At 65.0% G+C, this 16,049-nt stretch carries 13 protein-coding genes; 4 read left to right on the top strand and 9 right to left on the bottom strand.

What is annotated here, in order from left to right; translation table 11 throughout:
• Positions 1 to 69: 69 nt before the first annotated feature.
• The 5 genes from C8C92_RS10575 to C8C92_RS10555 form a co-directional block, all read right to left on the bottom strand.
• Entirely contained in the window at positions 70 to 2,355 is a 2,286-nt protein-coding gene (locus C8C92_RS10575; protein ID WP_116743774.1) for a TonB-dependent hemoglobin/transferrin/lactoferrin family receptor, read from the bottom strand.
• Between the two features lie 245 nt (positions 2,356 to 2,600).
• Positions 2,601 to 4,178, bottom strand: coding sequence for an FGGY-family carbohydrate kinase (locus C8C92_RS10570; RefSeq protein WP_116743772.1), 1,578 nt, complete (start codon positions 4,176 to 4,178; stop codon positions 2,601 to 2,603).
• Positions 4,179 to 4,181: 3 nt separating this feature from the next.
• Entirely contained in the window at positions 4,182 to 4,409 is a 228-nt protein-coding gene (locus C8C92_RS10565; protein WP_116743770.1) for a hypothetical protein, read from the bottom strand.
• A gap of 147 nt (positions 4,410 to 4,556) precedes the next feature.
• Entirely contained in the window at positions 4,557 to 6,125 is a 1,569-nt protein-coding gene (locus tag C8C92_RS10560; protein WP_116743768.1) for a glycerol-3-phosphate dehydrogenase/oxidase, read from the bottom strand.
• The gene (locus C8C92_RS10555; RefSeq protein ID WP_116743766.1) at positions 6,122 to 7,732 is read right to left on the bottom strand and encodes an FAD-binding oxidoreductase; all 1,611 of its coding nucleotides are present in this window, start codon (positions 7,730 to 7,732) and stop codon (positions 6,122 to 6,124) included. The genes C8C92_RS10560 and C8C92_RS10555 overlap by 4 nt, the downstream gene beginning before the upstream one ends.
• 126 nt (positions 7,733 to 7,858) lie before the next feature.
• Here C8C92_RS10555 and C8C92_RS10550 point away from each other — a divergent pair, with 126 nt between their 5' ends.
• From C8C92_RS10550 to C8C92_RS10540, 3 genes are all read left to right on the top strand, one after another.
• A complete protein-coding gene (locus C8C92_RS10550) occupies positions 7,859 to 8,917 on the top strand; it encodes an AraC family transcriptional regulator (protein ID WP_116743764.1) in 1,059 nt (352 codons plus the stop codon).
• A gap of 95 nt (positions 8,918 to 9,012) precedes the next feature.
• On the top strand, positions 9,013 to 9,795 hold the full coding sequence (locus tag C8C92_RS10545; RefSeq protein WP_116743762.1) for a 3-hydroxybutyrate dehydrogenase: 783 nt from the start codon (positions 9,013 to 9,015) through the stop codon (positions 9,793 to 9,795).
• A 64-nt stretch (positions 9,796 to 9,859) separates the two neighbouring features.
• Positions 9,860 to 10,708, top strand: a complete 849-nt coding sequence (locus tag C8C92_RS10540) for a DUF2071 domain-containing protein (RefSeq protein ID WP_116743759.1) — start codon at positions 9,860 to 9,862, stop codon at positions 10,706 to 10,708.
• Here C8C92_RS10540 and C8C92_RS10535 read toward each other — a convergent pair.
• The 4 genes from C8C92_RS10535 to C8C92_RS10515 all read right to left on the bottom strand — a co-directional run bounded on the left by C8C92_RS10535 (position 10,680) and on the right by C8C92_RS10515 (position 15,101).
• On the bottom strand, positions 10,680 to 12,320 hold the full coding sequence (locus tag C8C92_RS10535; protein ID WP_116743757.1) for a PAS domain-containing methyl-accepting chemotaxis protein: 1,641 nt from the start codon (positions 12,318 to 12,320) through the stop codon (positions 10,680 to 10,682). The genes C8C92_RS10540 and C8C92_RS10535 overlap by 29 nt on opposite strands.
• A 145-nt stretch (positions 12,321 to 12,465) precedes the next feature.
• Complete coding sequence (locus C8C92_RS10530) at positions 12,466 to 13,701, bottom strand: HD-GYP domain-containing protein (RefSeq protein WP_116743755.1); 1,236 nt, start codon at positions 13,699 to 13,701, stop codon at positions 12,466 to 12,468.
• Positions 13,702 to 14,083: 382 nt separating this feature from the next.
• A complete protein-coding gene (locus C8C92_RS10520; RefSeq protein ID WP_116743751.1) occupies positions 14,084 to 14,674 on the bottom strand; it encodes a hypothetical protein in 591 nt (196 codons plus the stop codon).
• Positions 14,675 to 14,747: 73 nt separating this feature from the next.
• On the bottom strand, positions 14,748 to 15,101 hold the full coding sequence (locus tag C8C92_RS10515) for a helix-turn-helix domain-containing protein (RefSeq protein WP_116743749.1): 354 nt from the start codon (positions 15,099 to 15,101) through the stop codon (positions 14,748 to 14,750).
• A gap of 114 nt (positions 15,102 to 15,215) precedes the next feature.
• Between C8C92_RS10515 and C8C92_RS10510 the strand changes: the two genes are divergently transcribed.
• A complete protein-coding gene (locus C8C92_RS10510; protein WP_116743748.1) occupies positions 15,216 to 15,923 on the top strand; it encodes a glutathione S-transferase family protein in 708 nt (235 codons plus the stop codon).
• Positions 15,924 to 16,049: the final 126 nt, after the last annotated feature.

The raw sequence follows: 16,049 nt of genomic DNA, 5'->3' as shown, positions 1-16,049 counted from the left end.
AGGAAGCTGCAACGCCGCCATCGGCATTTTCTCAGGCCCGCGTCTCAGGCCCGCTGTTCCTAAAATTAATCAAAACTTACGAGACACGCTCAACTTTGCATTGCGCCCCACGCCGGTAACCGCTTCGCTCAAGTAGGGCATGTAATTGCGATTGAAAACATTATCAACCGTCAGGCGCACTTCCGTGCCGCGCCACACGCCTTGCCGGCCATTCCACGACGCGAACAAGGTATGCAGCGCATAGCCTTTCGACGGCGGCAGGCGGTACACGCTGCCCACCGGCAGCACGCGCTCCTGCTTCGCCACGAAGCGACCCTGCCAGCCCATGCTGGCACCCAGGTCGGGCATGCGCCAGCCCAGGCCCGCCATCAGTTTGTCCGGCGCAATCGTCGACACGGGCTCGTCCTGCCCCCACGGGTCGCGCTGGGTACCGGTGCGCGTGCCGCGCTGCTTCGACAACGAAGCGCTGGCAAACAGGCGCGGCGCGTTGTAGTAGGATTCGACCTCCACGCCCTGCGTGCGGAAACCGGCCAGGTTGCGGTAGTCGGACAGCGCCGGCGGCACCTTGCCCGATCCCGGCACATAACCTTCGATCAGGATGCCTAGGCGCGGGCCGATATTGTCGCTGACGCGGTTCTGGTACGCGGTCAGGCGCAGCTGCACGTCGTCGCGCTGCATGAAGACGTTCTGCCGATGCAGCATGACGCCCGCGCGCACGGCCGTCACGCGCTCGACGGCCAGGTTGCGGCTGGTGGCCGGCGTCGATGAACCGAGGCGCGGCGACACATAATATTCATTCGAATACATCTCGTCGATGGTCGGCGCGCGCCAGGTGCGGCTCAAGTCGCCGAACAGCGCCATGCTGCTCGATGCCTTCCAGAACAGGCCCAGGCGGGGCGACCAGTCTGCATGCACTTTCTCGCTGAAATCGTGGCCGGCAGCCGGCAGCGGGCTGTTGTAGCGCGACGCCTTGTTCGGCACCCCCTCGGAGACGACCCGGTCGTGGCGCAGCGCCGCCGTCAGCGTCAGGTCGCCATACGTCATCGCATCCTGCAGATACAGGCCCGTGGTTTCCTGGCGCCCGGCCGGCATGTAGTAAGGCTGGAAGTAGCCGTAGTTGTAGCTAGGATCCTTCAGCGCCGTCGACGACGGGTAGTACATCAGGGTATCGCGCACGTTCTTGTGCCACTGCAGGCCCGTTTGCAGCACGTGCGACACGGCGCCAGTCGCAAACACGCTCTCATTGCGCACCTCAAAAATGCGGTCCACGTACGACGCCCAGCTCTCGTTGCCCAGCGAACCCAGATAGGAACCCAGCGAAGCCGATGGCAGGCGCTTGTCATGCTGGTCCGTGTGCGAATAGCCGGCGCTGGCCGTCAGCTTGATCCATGGATTGTTCTGCGGCGCGTACTGCCACTTCACGGAATACGTGTCGTCGTCCTGGTCGCGGTACACGGCCTTGCGCTGCCACGCTTCTTCCAGCCCGTACTTCCTGATTTCCGCCTCGGTCGGCGTGGGCACGTCCTCGCCCATGGCGGCGAACGGACCCCAGCCCGTGCTGCCGCTCTTCATCGCCGTCAGGGTCAAGAGCTGCTCCGGCGTCAGGCGGATATTCAGCTTGGCCAGGCTCGATGGCGCGTCGATGGCAGAAAAACGGAATGGCTTGCCATCGGGTTTGCGCAAATCATCGGACTTGCGCTGCGTGGTAAAGGCCATCGCATCGAAGCGGCCATCTTGCGTGCGGCCGTAAACGGCCACGGTGGCGTCGTTTTCAGCATTGTTCGAATGGCGCGAATACTTCAGCATGGCGCCCACTTTCTCGCCGCCTTCCAGCAAATCTTGCGCATCCTTGGTCTCGACCGTGATGACGCCGCCGAAACCGCCATTGCCATACAAGCTCGTATGCGCGCCCTTGTTCACCTCGATCTGCTTGATCAGTTCCGGCTCGATGAAGATGGAGCCCTGACGGTATTTTTCAAAGCCCTTGGGCACGCCATCGAGGATGACTTTCACATCCTGGACTTTATTGAAGCCCCAGATATTGAGGCTCTGGCCGCTGGGACGGGCCGTGCCGGCCAGGTCCACGCCTGGCAGGGTGTCGAGCAAGGAGGCGACATTGTCGGCCTGCTGGCGCTCGATGTCGGCGCTGTTGATGTACGAGCGCCCGGCCGTGCCAGCGCTGATGGCGTCGCCAAACACGCTGATGGCGGGCATCTGCACGGCGTCAGCCTTGTCAGCCTTCTCGGCCTTGTCGGCCATCGCTGCCGCCCACGCAGGGCCCTGCGCGCCGCCCAATGCCAGCGCCAGTGCGGCGGCCAGCGGGGTCCATCGTTGTTTGCTGCTGCTGCTCTTCATCGCTATCCTTGCCTGGGTTTGCTACTTCATGCTTGTGGAATGAAAAAACGCTGAGCAGAGGATAGGCGGTGCACGATCAAGCGGCGGCGTTGACGGAAGCGTTGCGGCGGAACTCTGCCCGCGCGGACACGCCGCCGGCGCATGGCCGGCGGCGCACTGCAGTCACCGGGATAAATTGCCTTAGTGAAATGCGGAACACATCATATATCGGATGCGAATGATTCGCAATACGATTTAATGCCTAGTTATTCCGGATAGCCGGTGATGTCGGCGATCTCGCGGTACAAGGGCTGCAGCCGCGCATACATTTTCTGGTACACGCGCCGGTACAGCTGTTCGTAGATTTTGCGGTGCTCGGGATGCGGCTGGAATACCTTGCCCTTGCGCGTCATCGCCTGCACGGCGGCGGGAAAATCCGCATGCCAGCCCAGGCCCACGGCGGCGGCGATGGCCGCGCCCAGGCCCGAACTCTCATACACGTGGGCGCGCGCGGCGGGCAAGCCGAAGATGTCTGCCGTCAGCTGCATGGCCGCGTCGCTTTGCGAGCCGCCGCCCGCGACGCGCAGCTCCGTAATCGCCATGCCGCTGCGCCGCTCGATGCGCTCCTTGCCTTCGCGCAGCGCATACGCGAGGCCTTCGAGGATGGCGCGGTACATGTGCGCGCGCGTGTGCACGTCGCCAAAGCCGATCATGGCGCCTTTCGCTTCCGGGCCAGGCACCTTGATGCCGGGACTCCAGTACGGCTGCAGCATCAAGCCCATGGAGCCGGGCGGCACGGCGTCGACCAAACGGTCGAACAGCGCTTCGGCAGACAAGCCCGTGCCATCTTCGGCGGCAGCCGCCCGTTCGCGGTCGCCGAACTGCTCCTTGAACCAGTTGACCATCCAGTAGCCGCGGAAGATCTGCACTTCCGTGCTGTAGGCGCCCGGCATGGCGGCCGGATACGGCGGGATGAAGCGCGTCACTTCCACGTACTTGCGGTTGGTCGTGTTGATGGTGGCCGTGGTGCCGTAGCTCAGGCACGCCACATGCGGTTCGACGCAGCCCGCGCCCAGCACTTCGCACGCCTTGTCGGCGGCGGCCGCCAGCAGCGGCGTGCCTTCCAGGATGCCCGTCGCTGCGGCGGCCGCCCTGGTGATGGCGCCCATGCGCGTGCCCGGCGTCACCAGCTCGGGCAACATGGAGCGCTGGATCGCCAGTGCCTGCCACTTCCAGTCGAAGCGCCCGGCCCAGGCATGGCGCTTGTAGTCGAACGGGATATACGCCACTTGCGAGCCGGTCGAATCGATATACTTTCCACAGAGGCGGTGGTTCAGGAAACCCGACAGCAGCAGGAATTTATGCGTGCGGCGCCAGATGTCGGGCTGGTGCGCGCTGATCCAGTTGATTTCGGCCTCGCGGCGGAAGTAGGCGATCGTGCCATCGAGGCGCGTGGCGCGAAACAGCGCGCGCCACCATGGCGCCAACTGCGGAATATCGCGCGTGCTGCGCTGGTCCAGCCAGGTGATGGCGGGGCGCAGGGGGACGCCATGTTCATCCACATTGACCACCGTGCCGCGCTGCGTGGTCACGGCCACGCCGGCCACCGAGGACTTGGCTATGTCCGTGCTGCGCCACAGCTGCTGGCAGGCTTCGCACACGGCTTGCCAGTAACCATCGGCGTCATGCTCGGCCCAGCCGGGGTGCTCGGAGTAATACGCTTCGAGGAACACTTGCGCCTTCGCCGCCAGGTTGCCGTCCCGGTCGAACAGCAGCGCGCGCACGCTTTGCGTGCCATTGTCGATGGAGAGGATATACGGGCCATTGCCCGCTACGCTGGCCATCGCTTATGCCACGCTGGCCAGCGCAGCGCGCAGCGCGGCCAGCAGCGCCTGCGGATCTTTTTCCGGCTGCGCGCTGAAGACGGGCGCTTCCCAGTCCTGCCCGCGCACGGCCACCACGCGCAAGCATCCCTGTTCATTCCAGGCCGGATACCAGCCCACGTCGACGATGTCGCCATTCGCGCACGTGATTTGCAGCAGGTCTTCGCCCAGATCGTCGACGAGATGCTCCACGCTCTGGCGCAGGTCCAGCGGCGACAGGCTGTCATAGGTGATGCGGGCGTCGCCCAGCGCCAGAGGCTGGCCAAACAGGGTGGTCTCGATGATGCTCTCCTCTTTGATATTTTTATCGTTGTTTTTATCGTTGTTTTTATCGTTGCTTCACTCGCCCTGCGGCACGCTGTAATGGCTGCGCCACAGGGCCAGGTAGCGCGCCTGTTCCGCATCCCAGCGCGCATCGTCCCAGCCCAGTTCATGCTGGCAGATGGCGCGCAAGCGCGGCATGATAGCAAGCGCGCCGCCGGCCAGCTGCAAACCGAGGCGCGTGCGCCGCAGCAGCAGGTCGTCCAGGTGCTGCACGTCCTCGTTGCGCGCGCCCCAGCGCAGCTGGGCCCACAGGGTCTGCGTGCCGGGAACCGGCGCCAGTTCGCCCTCGTACGCCGCATCGCACAGGGCCTGCGCGGTCGCGCCATGACGGCCCAGCAGGCGCGCGCGCTGCTCGCCATCGAGCAGCAAGGCCTTGCCCGACAGGGGCGGCGTTGCGTCAAAGATCGGCAAGGGGCGCAAATCCGCCTGCCAGCCCGGCAGCAGTGGCGCGGCCCGGCGCAATGCATCGAGGGCGATCACGCGGAACGTCGTCAGCTTGCCGCCCGCCACCGTCAGCAAGCCATGTTCCAGCCATAACGCATGTTCGCGCGCTTCCTTCGACGGGTCAAGCTGGCCGCTGTCGATGACGGGACGCACGCCGGCAAACGTGGCCAGCACGTCGTCTTCGCCCAGCGCCAGCTGCGGAAACTGCCAGCGCAGCGCCGTCATCAGATATTCGAGTTCGCCGCGCGTGATGGCAGGCTCCAGGTCCAGGCTGGCGCCGTGGTCGACATCGGTGGTACCCACCAGTGTCACGCCCTCCCACGGATACGCAAATACGGGACGGCCATCGTGCGGATGCATCAGGCTGACAGCTTGCGCCAGCGGCAGGCGCCAGGCCGGCAGCAGCAGATGGCTGCCGCGCAGGGGCCGCAGTTTCGGCTGCTCTCCCACCTGGCCGCGCAAGCCGTCGGCCCAGGCGCCCGTGGCGCTGATCACCAGGCGCGCGCGCACGGTGCATGCCATGCCATCGACCACATCGTTCAACGTGGCGCCGACGACCTTGCCATCTTCACGCAGCAGCGCTTCCACGCCCAGGTAATTGACGGCCACGCCGCCATGGCGGCGCGCTTCCTGCAGCACGCGCAGCACCAGGCGCGCGTCGTCCGTCTTGGCGTCCTGGTACAGCATGCCGCCCTGCAGGCCGTCGCGCCGGATGTGCGGCGCCAGCATGGCAAAGTCCGCCGCGTCGACATAGCGGCGCGCGCGCCGGCCCGCCATCACGTCATAGATGGCCAGGCCCAGCATGAACTGGCGCCGCCCCGGTTTCCTGCCCGTGTAATCGCCAAAGGCAAAGCCTTGCGGCTCGACCAGCCCCGCCGCATCCGTCAGCAAAGCTTGCCGCTCATGCACCGATTCGCGCGTCAGCGCGAACTGGGCCTGCTTGAGGTAGCGCAAGCCGCCGTGCACCAGCTTCGAGGAACGGCTCGATGTGCCCCAGGCGAAATCGCGCTGTTCCACCAGCAGCGCCTTCAAGCCGCGCCGCGCCGCTTCCAGCAGGATGCCGGCGCCCGTGATGCCGCCGCCGACAATCAAGATGTCCCAGTCGCGCGCCAGCACGCCAGGCAACTGCGCCCGGTTCACAACGGGCCTTCGACGTCAGGCAGCAGTTTGCCGGGGTTCATCATGCCCTGCGGGTCGACCTGGCGGAACAGTGCGCGCATGGCGGCGATGCCCAGCTCTCCCTTTTCGGCGGCCAGCCACGGGGCATGATCCGTGCCTACGCCATGCTGGTGGCTGATGGTGCCACCGTTGGCCACGATGGCGGCGCAGGCCGCGTCTTTCAGGCTGCGCCAGCGCGCCATATTGTCTTCATACGTGGGCGCCAGCCGGTACACATACGTGGTGTAGACGCTGGCGCCCTGCGCATACACGTGCGACAGGTGCGTATACACGTGCACCCGCTCGCCGTGCGCGGCCAGCGCATTCGTGCCCGCCTGCTCCAGCGCCGCCATCATGGGCGTGACGCGGGGCCAGTCGACGGCCGTTTCCACCGTGTCGATGACATAGCCGTGCTCCCAGGCGCCATTGCGCAGGTAGACGTTGCGAAATCTCCCCTGCTTCCACTTGTCGCCCATGTGGCGTCCCACGTGCACGCCCTTGTGCCGCCGCGCCAGCGCCAGCGCGCCGCGCAGGGCCGCGCGCGCCGGTTTCGCTTCTCCGCTGACGCCCAGCATCAGCATGCACTTGCCTTGCGCGCAGCCGCGCAGGGACAGGTAGCGCTCCAGCAGTCCCACCAGTTTCTTGTGGCCGGCCAGGGTCAGCATGGTTTGCGTTTCGAGCGCGTTCGACAGGCGCAGCATGCACAGGGGCAGGCGCGACTGGGCCAGCGCCCGCACGGCCGCCTGTGCCTGGCCCCAATCGGCGAAAAACACGGCATGGAACGCTTCGTAGGGCGGCAACGGCGAGATGCGCACCGTGGCCTGCGTCAGGATGCCCAGCCGCCCTTCGGAACCGAGCACCATTTCGCGCAGGTCGATGCCGGCCGCCGAAGCGGGAAACGTGGGAATCGTCAGGGTGCCGGACGGCGTTTCCACCTCGCCGCCCGCGAACAGCTGCTCGATGCGGCCATAGCGCAGCGATTGCTGGCCCGACGAACGCGTGGCGATCCAGCCGCCCAGGGTGGAATATTCGAACGACTGCGGATAGTGGCCCAGGGTATAGCCATGCGCGCGCAGCTGCGCTTCCAGGTCGGGGCCGTAGACGCCCGCGCCAAACGTGGCCAGCTGCGCTTCGCGGTCCAGGTGGCCCAGCGCAGACAAACGCCGCAGGCTCAGCGCCAGCACGGGGCGCGCCCCCGCCGCCACCGTCAGGTGCCCGGCCACGCTGGTGCCGCCACCGTGCGGTATCACGGCCACGCAGGCCTGGCGCGCGTAGTCGAGCAGCTGGCGCACCTGCAGTGGGCTGTCGGGAAACGCCACGCCATCGGGAACAACACCGATACGGCCGTGGCGCAATTTGAACCAGTCGGGCAGGCTTTGACCGAGCGCATGGCGCACGCGCGTGGCAGGCACGGTATCGATCAGCGGATGCGGTGCCAGACGCGATGCAGGCACCTGCGCGCAGGCGTCATCGAAGGTGGCATCGAGCATGCCGCTGCCCGGCCCCAGGCGCTCGCCCAGGAATGCCAGCGCCTCCGCGCTCAGCGCGTACGTGACGCTCTCGTCCCCCCAGCCATTCCAGCGTTGCATTGACATCCCCTGTATTTGGCCAGTTGCTCGCCACGGCGGCTTGCTATACTGTCCTTGCCTTCTCAACAGCATATGCCGCCACAGGCCAAGGGTATTGGTTTTTCATGACAATCGCATTGTTCCATCATGACAAGTACTGACGGCCGTGTCGCCGGCGCCTATCTGCTGCCGCTGCTCGAAGCGGCCGGCGCGCACGGCATCGCGGCAGCCACCCTGGCGCAAGCGGCCGGCGTGCCGCCGCACAGCCTGGAAGCATCCGCGGCCAGCCTGGCCGCGCGCGACTACGTGCGCCTGCTCGATGCGGCAGCAAAGCTGGCGGGCGACGCGCATTTCGGCCTGCACGTGGGCCAGCGCGTGCGCATGGGCACGTACAGCGCCTACGGCTTGATTTTGCTCAGTTGCAAGAACGTGGGCCAGGCGCTGGAACAGACGGCCCGCTACGAGCGGCTGGCGCACGACCTGGGCCGCTCGACGCTGCAGCGCGACGGCGCCGTCGCGCATTACCGCTGGGCCAGCAATTACCCGGGCGCCAGCCGGCACCTGGTCGACAGCGTCTTTGCCGGTGTCAAAGTGTGCGGCGACTGGCTGGCCGGCATGCCGCTGCCGCCGGCCAGGCTGGCGTTTACCCATGATGGCGGCGGCGAGCTGCTGCGCCACGCCACGCACCGCGACGAATACGTGCGCGTGCTGGGCAGCCTTCCTGCATTCAACGCCCCCGCCAACACAGCCACCTTCGACGCGCAATTGCTGGACTGGCCCGTGCCAAACGCGGACGTCAGCCTGTACCCCGTGCTGTGCCAGCATGCGGAACAACTGCTGGCGCAGCGCCAGGCCGAAACGGGAGGCGGCGCCGGCATCGAGGCGCACGTGCACGCGGCCATCGTCACGGGCTTGCGCCAGGGTTCGGCGCGGCTGGCCAGCGTTGCCGCCACCCTGGCCGTCACGCCGCGCACCTTGCAGCGCAAGCTGGCCGACGCGGGCACCAGCTTCCAGGCCCTGCTGGACCAGACCCGCTACGGCCTGGCGCGCGATTATTTGCGCGAGCCGGATTTGTCGCTGGTCGACATCGCCTTTCTGCTCGGTTACCAGGAACAAAGCGCGTTCAACCACGCGTTCCGCGTCTGGGCGGGCACCAATCCCGGCGCCTGGCGCCTGCAGCAATTACAGGAGAAGCAAGCCGGCTGACAGGCGTGCGCGGGTCATCCTTGACGCGTTTTCTGGCTATACTGGCATAGTCTGACTTCCCACGATCACTCCAACCCGCAATGCAAAGGATTAATATGCAGCTCAAAGACAAAGTCGCACTGATTACCGGCGCCGCCAGTGGTATCGGCAAGGAAATGGCCATTGAATACGCGAAACAAGGCGCCAAGGTGGTCATCGCCGACCTGGCCCTGGAAGCGGCCAGCAAGACGGCCGAGGAAATCAAGCAATCGGGCGGCCAGGCGTTTGCCGTCGCCATGGATGTCTCCAGCGAAGCGCAAGTCGACCAGGGCGTGGCCGATGCCGCAGCCCACTTCGGCGGCATCGATATCCTGATCAGCAACGCGGGCATCCAGATCATCAGTCCCGTCGTCGACTACCCGTTCGAGCAGTGGAAAAAGATGCTGGCCATCCACCTGGACGGCGCCTTCCTCACCACGCGCGCCTGCATGCGCGAAATGATCAAGGCCGGCCGCGGCGGCGCCATCATCTACATGGGTTCCGTGCACTCGCACGAAGGCTCGCCGTTCAAGAGCGCCTACGTGGCCGCAAAGCATGGTTTGCTGGGCCTGGCCAAGGTGGTGGCCAAGGAAGGCGCCAAGGACGGCATCCGCGCCAACGTCATCTGCCCCGGCTTCGTGCGCACGCCGCTGGTCGACAAGCAAATCCCCGAACAGGCAGCCCAGCTGAACATCAGCGAAGAAGACGTGATCAAGAAAGTCATGCTGAAAGACACGATTGACGGCGAATTCACCACCACGCAAGACGTGGCGCAAACGGCCGTCTTCCTGGCGGCGTTCCCGTCGACGGCACTGAGCGGCCAATCCATCGTCGTCAGCCACGGCTGGCATATGCAATAAATAGCTAGCGTCTCCGGCAGGCGGCGCCGTCCGCCTGCATCACCGCACTCGAAAGACTTCCCAATTGCAAGACAACACTTATCGTCACCCGCGCGCGGGCTGGCCGGGGCGCCTGTTTGCCGCGCTCGCCAATTGCACGCGTTTCGCCAATGTGCGCCAGGCTGTCATGGCGCGCCTGCCTTTCCTGACCCTGCACAGCGATGTGCGCGACGTCGTGTACGTGAGCTGGCTGGTCGACGCCGCTGCCGCGCAAAAATTATTGCCGCCAGGTGTGGCCTTGTGGCAGCGCGACGGCAAGACGCCGTTTACCGTGCTGACCTACCGCCACGGGCATTTCGGCCCTGCCCTGCCCGGCCCCTTGCGCCAGCTGCTGCCGTCACCCCTGCAAAGCAACTGGCGTTTATATCTGGATCACACGCCACCGGGCGCGCCCGCCGTGCCCTGCGTGTATTTTCTGAAAAACATCATGGATAGCTTGCCCCATGCGCTGGGCACGCGGCTGTTCAGCGATATCTTGCCGACGCACCTGGCCGCCGGCATGACGCTGGAAGTTGGCGCCACGCAGGCGCACTGCAGCATTGCATCCGGCACCGGCAGCGCCCCTGCGCTCGATGTGCAGGCGGACATCACGGCGGAGCATGCTCTTGATGCCGACTGGCAAACGCTGTTCGGCAACTGGCACGCTGCCGTCGCCTTCCTCGCTTGCCAGGATGCGGCCATCGCGCACGTGCCGCGCAACGGCAAGCTGGTCTTCGGCGAAATCGACTTGCCCGTTGATGTGGATCAAGTGCAAGCACTGACGGCCTGGCGCGCCGACTGCGACATGCTGAGGCAGTTGCCGCCCCTTTCAACACCGTTTGCCTTTCTCGTACCGCAAGTGGACTTCAAGGCGCTGTCAGAGCGCCTGCTGTAGCGCGGCGCTCCGGCGCGCGCAAGGGCGTGGCCGGGCCGCCGCGCCGCCGTTCCAGCTTGAACAAGGACATGGCTTGCTCCAGCTGCAAGGCCTGGTCTTGCAGCGACGCGGAGGCGGCTGCCGATTCCTCCACCAGCGCCGCGTTCTGTTGCGTCACTTCATCCATCTGCGTGACGGCCATGTTGACCTGGCCGATGCCATGACTCTGTTCGCGCGAGGCCGAGGCGATCTCCGCCATGATGCCGTGCACGCCCTGCACGGCGCCCAGCATTTCGGCGCTGCTGGCACCTGCCTGTTGCGCCAGCTTCGCGCCCGCCTGCACCTGCGCCAGCGATGCCGTGATCAATTGTTTGATTTCCGTGGCGGCCGAGGCGCTACGCTGGGCCAGGTTGCGCACCTCGCCCGCCACGACGGCAAAGCCACGTCCCTGGTCGCCCGCGCGCGCCGCTTCCACTGCCGCGTTCAGGGCGAGGATATTGGTCTGGAAGGCAATGCCTTCGATGATGCCCGTAATGTCGCCGATCTTCTTTGACGAGGCGTTAATGTCCGCCATCATCGTCACCATCTGGCCGACGATTTCGCCGCCGCGCCCCGCCAGGCCATGCACCTTGCCCGCCATGTCGCTCGCTTGCACGGCGTTGCCGCTGTTTTGCTGCACCGTGGCCGCCAGTTGCTCCATGCTCGATGCCGTCTGCTCCAGGGCCGATGCCTGCGCTTCCGTGCGGCCCGACAAATCCATATTGCCGGCGGCGATTTCCTGGCTGGCCATGCTGATGCGCAAGAAATTGCCGCGCACATCGCCAACGATGGAGTGCAAGTTCACGCGCAGCTGGCGCAAGGAACGCAGCAGCTGCCCCATCTCGTCGCGCCGCGTGGTATCGAGCTCGCCCGTCAGGTCGCCGCCCGCCATCACGTCGCAGGCCTGGCGCGCCCGCTGCAGCGGTTGCAGCACGGCGCGGTGCAAGCTGTGCCAGAAATACAGGGTCGCGCACAAGGCCAGCGCGGACAGGCCCGTCAGCCAGCCGCCCGCGCTGGCCGGCAGAACGCCCGCATTCCACGCCAGTTGCAGCAGCAGTATCAGGCTCAGCAAGCCCAAATTCCAGCCGATGCGTTTGCCCAGCGGCAGGTCGCGCAAGCTCGCCAGCCTGGCCAGCCAGCCCGTGCGCACAGCCGCGCCCTGGCTGAGGGCGATGCCATCGGCCTGCCCTGCCTTGATGCGCGCGTACAGGGCCGACGCCTGCGCCACCTGCTGACGCGTGGGCTTGGTGCGCACGGACATGTAGCCAACAGCGACGCCGTCTTCCACCACTGGCGTCACGTTTGCCAGCACCCAATAGTAATCACCATCCTTGCAGCGGTTTTTCACCATGCCGCTCCACGAACGCCCGGAACGGATGGTGGCCCAGAAATCGGCGAAGGCTTCGACCGGCATGTCCGGATGCCGGAGGATGTTTTGCGGCGCACCGATCAATTCTTCCGCACTGTAACCGCTGACGGCGATGAAATACGGGTTTGCATACGTGATATTGCCTTGCAAGTCGGTAGTCGAGACGATGGTCTCGGTATCGCTCAGATTGATCTCGGTATCGCTGACGGGAAGATTGATTCGCATGGTCACATCCTCAGTGGTAGCCCGTATGGTGGCGGGTGTGCGGACAAGGAACGGTCGCCAGACAGGAAAACGGACGCGGCACTGGCACCATTATTTTAATATTTTATTATTAATAAAATATACTTTATTCCCGCCGTGGCTACCGCTATGCCACCGCAGGTTCGCCGGCCCAGTAACGGTCGACGTCCAGCAAGCCCCACTGAGCCGCGCTTTCCGTGGAAATAATGCGCTCCTGGCAACCCGGCGCCGCCAGGTCGATGAGGCAGGGTGCGATACAAGTGCCGGCGCGGATGGAAAAAAATGCGCGGACCGTGGGCGAGGTCAGCGTCTTGCCCGCCGCCTGCCCCACCACCACGGCCAGGCGCTCCGATTGCAGCCGCACCAGGGTGCCCAGCGGATAAATACCCAGGCATTTGACGAAGGCGGCAAACAGTGTCGCGTCCAGATGCCCGCCGCGCCAGGCCGCCATGCGGCGCAGCGACTCGGCCGGGCACCAGCCCTGCTTGTACGGCCGGTTCGAGGTGATCGCGTCGTACACGTCGCAGATGGCGCCCATGCGCGCATACAGGCTGATTTCCTCGCCGCACAAGCCTTTGGGATAACCGCTGCCATCGAGTTTTTCATGGTGGTGCAGACACACGTCCAGCGCCACCGGATCGATCTCGTCCACCTCGAGCAGCATGCGATGGCCGGCCGCCGGATGGGCACGCACGGAGCAAAACTCCGCGTCGCTCAGGCTGCCAGGCTTGTTCAGGATGGCCGACGGCACGGCCATCTTGCCTATGTCGTGCAGCAAGCCCGCCAGGCCGGCCGAGCGCACCTGCTCGGGCGCCAGCTCCAGCTCCCTGGCCAGCGCCGTCATCAGCGCACACACGGCCACCGAGTGCATATACGTATAGTTGTCGGCCGTTTTCAGGCGTGCCAGGCCCAGCAGCAGGCCGCCGCCGCGCAGCACCGAAGAGGCGATGTCGTCGACCAGCTCGTAGGCCTGTCCCACGGCCAAAGCCTTGCCCATGCGCGCTTCGTCAAACATCGTCTGCACGGCCTGGCGCGTGCGCTCGAGCAGGCGCCGGGCGTGCGCCATTTCCGCCTCGCGCGACAGGGCAGGCGCCACATGCGCAACGGCGACGGGGACGGCCGGCACGTCAGCTTCCGTGCCGGCTGCGTCAGTTACGACAACGGCAACAGGTTCAGGCGGCGCCAGCCCGCGCGCCGTGTCGATCCACACTTCATTCAGGCGGGCCGCCCGGATACGCTCCAGGTCAGCCGGCGATTCGAGCAAAAAGGAACGCTTCCAGAACGGGTTCTCCAGCCAGGAGCGGCCGAGGCGTTCGACGTACATTCCCAGCATGAGTTCGCTACTCGATATTTTTTTCAGCACGACGGTTCTCCACCCATTCGGATCGCGGCATTTACTTGCCCATTATCAATATCATACGTCAAAAATAATGATTAAACCAAATAAATTAGTTTATATGGCGAAATCACAACAAATACAGCAATAATCACCAATTCTATCGTTTTCGCTGGAAATAAATGATTAATCAGCAAATATATCAATTAATCCATATTGGTTTTGTGGAATTGCAGGCATCCTGCCGAGGAGGGAGGCGCATGTCTGCCGGCGGCCTCATGGGCCACCAGACGGGCATGCTGTGCAGGAAAGGAAAGCGGCGCCAGCGCCAGACGTCGCGAAAAGACGCTGGCGCCATGCAGGGAGAAGTATCAGGCTGAGGCGAGAGCGGCGGGCGGCGGGCGGCGGCCTAGCGCGGCACGTAGCGCCAGTTGCCGCTGTCCAGCATGAAGGTCAGTTCCGTCTTGATGCCATCCGGACGGCTCGGCACGCTCAATTCCGTGTCGCACACGAGGTAGCCCGTCTTGCGCTTGACGTCGCACGCGTTGACGGCCTTGACCTGCATGGTGCTCTGCGCTTCCTGCATCTGCACGTCCTTGGCCGCTTCCGGATCGCGCGCCACTTCTTCCTTGGCCCAGGCGCGTATCATCGCTTGCGCCTCGGCCGGCGACGGCCCAGCGAACTGGGCGTTCTTGCGCTCGACGCCGACCCAGGTATCGCCCTCGTTCCGCAGCGGCAGTACGTTAAAAGCATCGCGCATGCCGGCGCTCATGCCCACCAGGCACACCACTTCGCCCGGCACTTCCTGCGACTCCTGGCAACCCTGCAGGCTGGTGACCTTGACGGCGAACGGCATGGCTGACTGCGTCTTCGCTTGTGTCCTGGCCACGCCCGCCTGCACGGCGGCATGGATTTGTTCGAGTGTCGGCATGCTGGCCGCATGGGCCGGCAAGGCGGCGAACAGGGCGGCGGCGGTCAGGGCTAGGGAAGTCAGGCGCATGGGTATCGAGAGTAGTGAGCTAAGGCCGGCAGTCTAGCACTTTGCATAAAAACAGCTGTTTCTCTAGAGACATTTATTCAGCGTCGGACGCAAGAAAGGCGCCGCCCGCATCCGCCTGCCCGCGCAGGCGCAAGCCAATGGCGCGCAGCATCTCGACCAGCTCGCGAAGGCGCAGGCCCTCGTCCGTCAGCCGATATTCCACCTTGACGGGCACTTCCGCGTAAATCGTGCGCGTCAGCAAGCCCGCCTCTTCCAGCGCGCGCAAGTCCAGGGTCAGCATGCGCTGCGAGATATTCGGCACGGCGCGGCGGATTTCGCTGAAACGCTTCGGCCCCGCCATCAGATAGCTGAGCAGCACGATGCGCCAGCGGCCACCCAGCAGTCGCATGGCTTCTTCCACGGCGCAGCCGGAGACATTGTCTTTCATGGTTCGCTTCCCACCTGGTATAAAAAATGTACCTATACCACATTATTTTGCCTTCTTCCAAATAGTAACCATTACCCTTAGACTGCCCTTCCCTCATCCAATTGGAGCTCCAGCATGGAAACCACCCTGATCTACAGCGTGCCGTTCGGCTGCTCGTTTGCCGCCATCGCCGCCCTCGAATGGAGCGGCTTGCCGTATCGTTTGGCCCGCGTGGAAGCACGCGACCCGGCCAGCAAGCAGCATCCCGCCTTTCTCGCCATCAATCCGCTGAGCCAGACGCCGGCCCTGCTCACGCACGCGGGCGCGCCATTGCTGGAAAGCATGGCGATCCTGCTGCACCTGGCCGCCCGCGCGCCAGGCAGCAAGCTGGGATTTGCGCAAGGCACGCCGCAATACGACCGATTGAACAGCGTGCTCTCCTTTTTACACACGACGTTTCACGCGGCCTTCATGCCCGCCTTCCAGGCGTCGCGCGCCGCCGATAGCGATGCGCGCGCGGCCGTCTGGCGCGAGATGGCCGTCGAGAAGGTGAATAAATGCCTGGCGCATCTGGAACGCCTGCTCGCTGGCCGCACCTGGCTCGCCTCCGATGCCGCACCGAGCATCGCCGACGCCTACCTGGCCGCCACGGCGCGCTGGGCCGAACCGCTGCAACTGGCCAGCCTGGCCGATTATCCGCACGTGGCACGCGTGCTGGCCGCGCTGGAACAAGACTCCGGCATCCGCTTTGCCCACGCCATCGAAGACGGCTTGCAGGCCACCAGCCAGGGCGGCTTCCTGGGCCACGTGGCACTCGACCAACTGGCACTGCCAGCCGGCTAACCGGCGGTCAACTCCCGCAGCAAGCGCATCTTTATTGCTATGATGTCGGGCTGCCGGCGGTACAGCCGGCCACGTCAATACCATATCAATAACGTCGTCATCAGAATCGGGAGTTTGAATGAGTTT

It is taken from the genome of Janthinobacterium sp. 78 (assembly GCF_003096775.1).
In the GTDB taxonomy this organism is placed as follows: Bacteria; Pseudomonadota; Gammaproteobacteria; order Burkholderiales; family Burkholderiaceae_D; genus Janthinobacterium; species Janthinobacterium tructae.
Note: the sequence above shows the minus strand (reverse complement) of the source record. Positions and strands in the feature narration are given on the sequence as shown.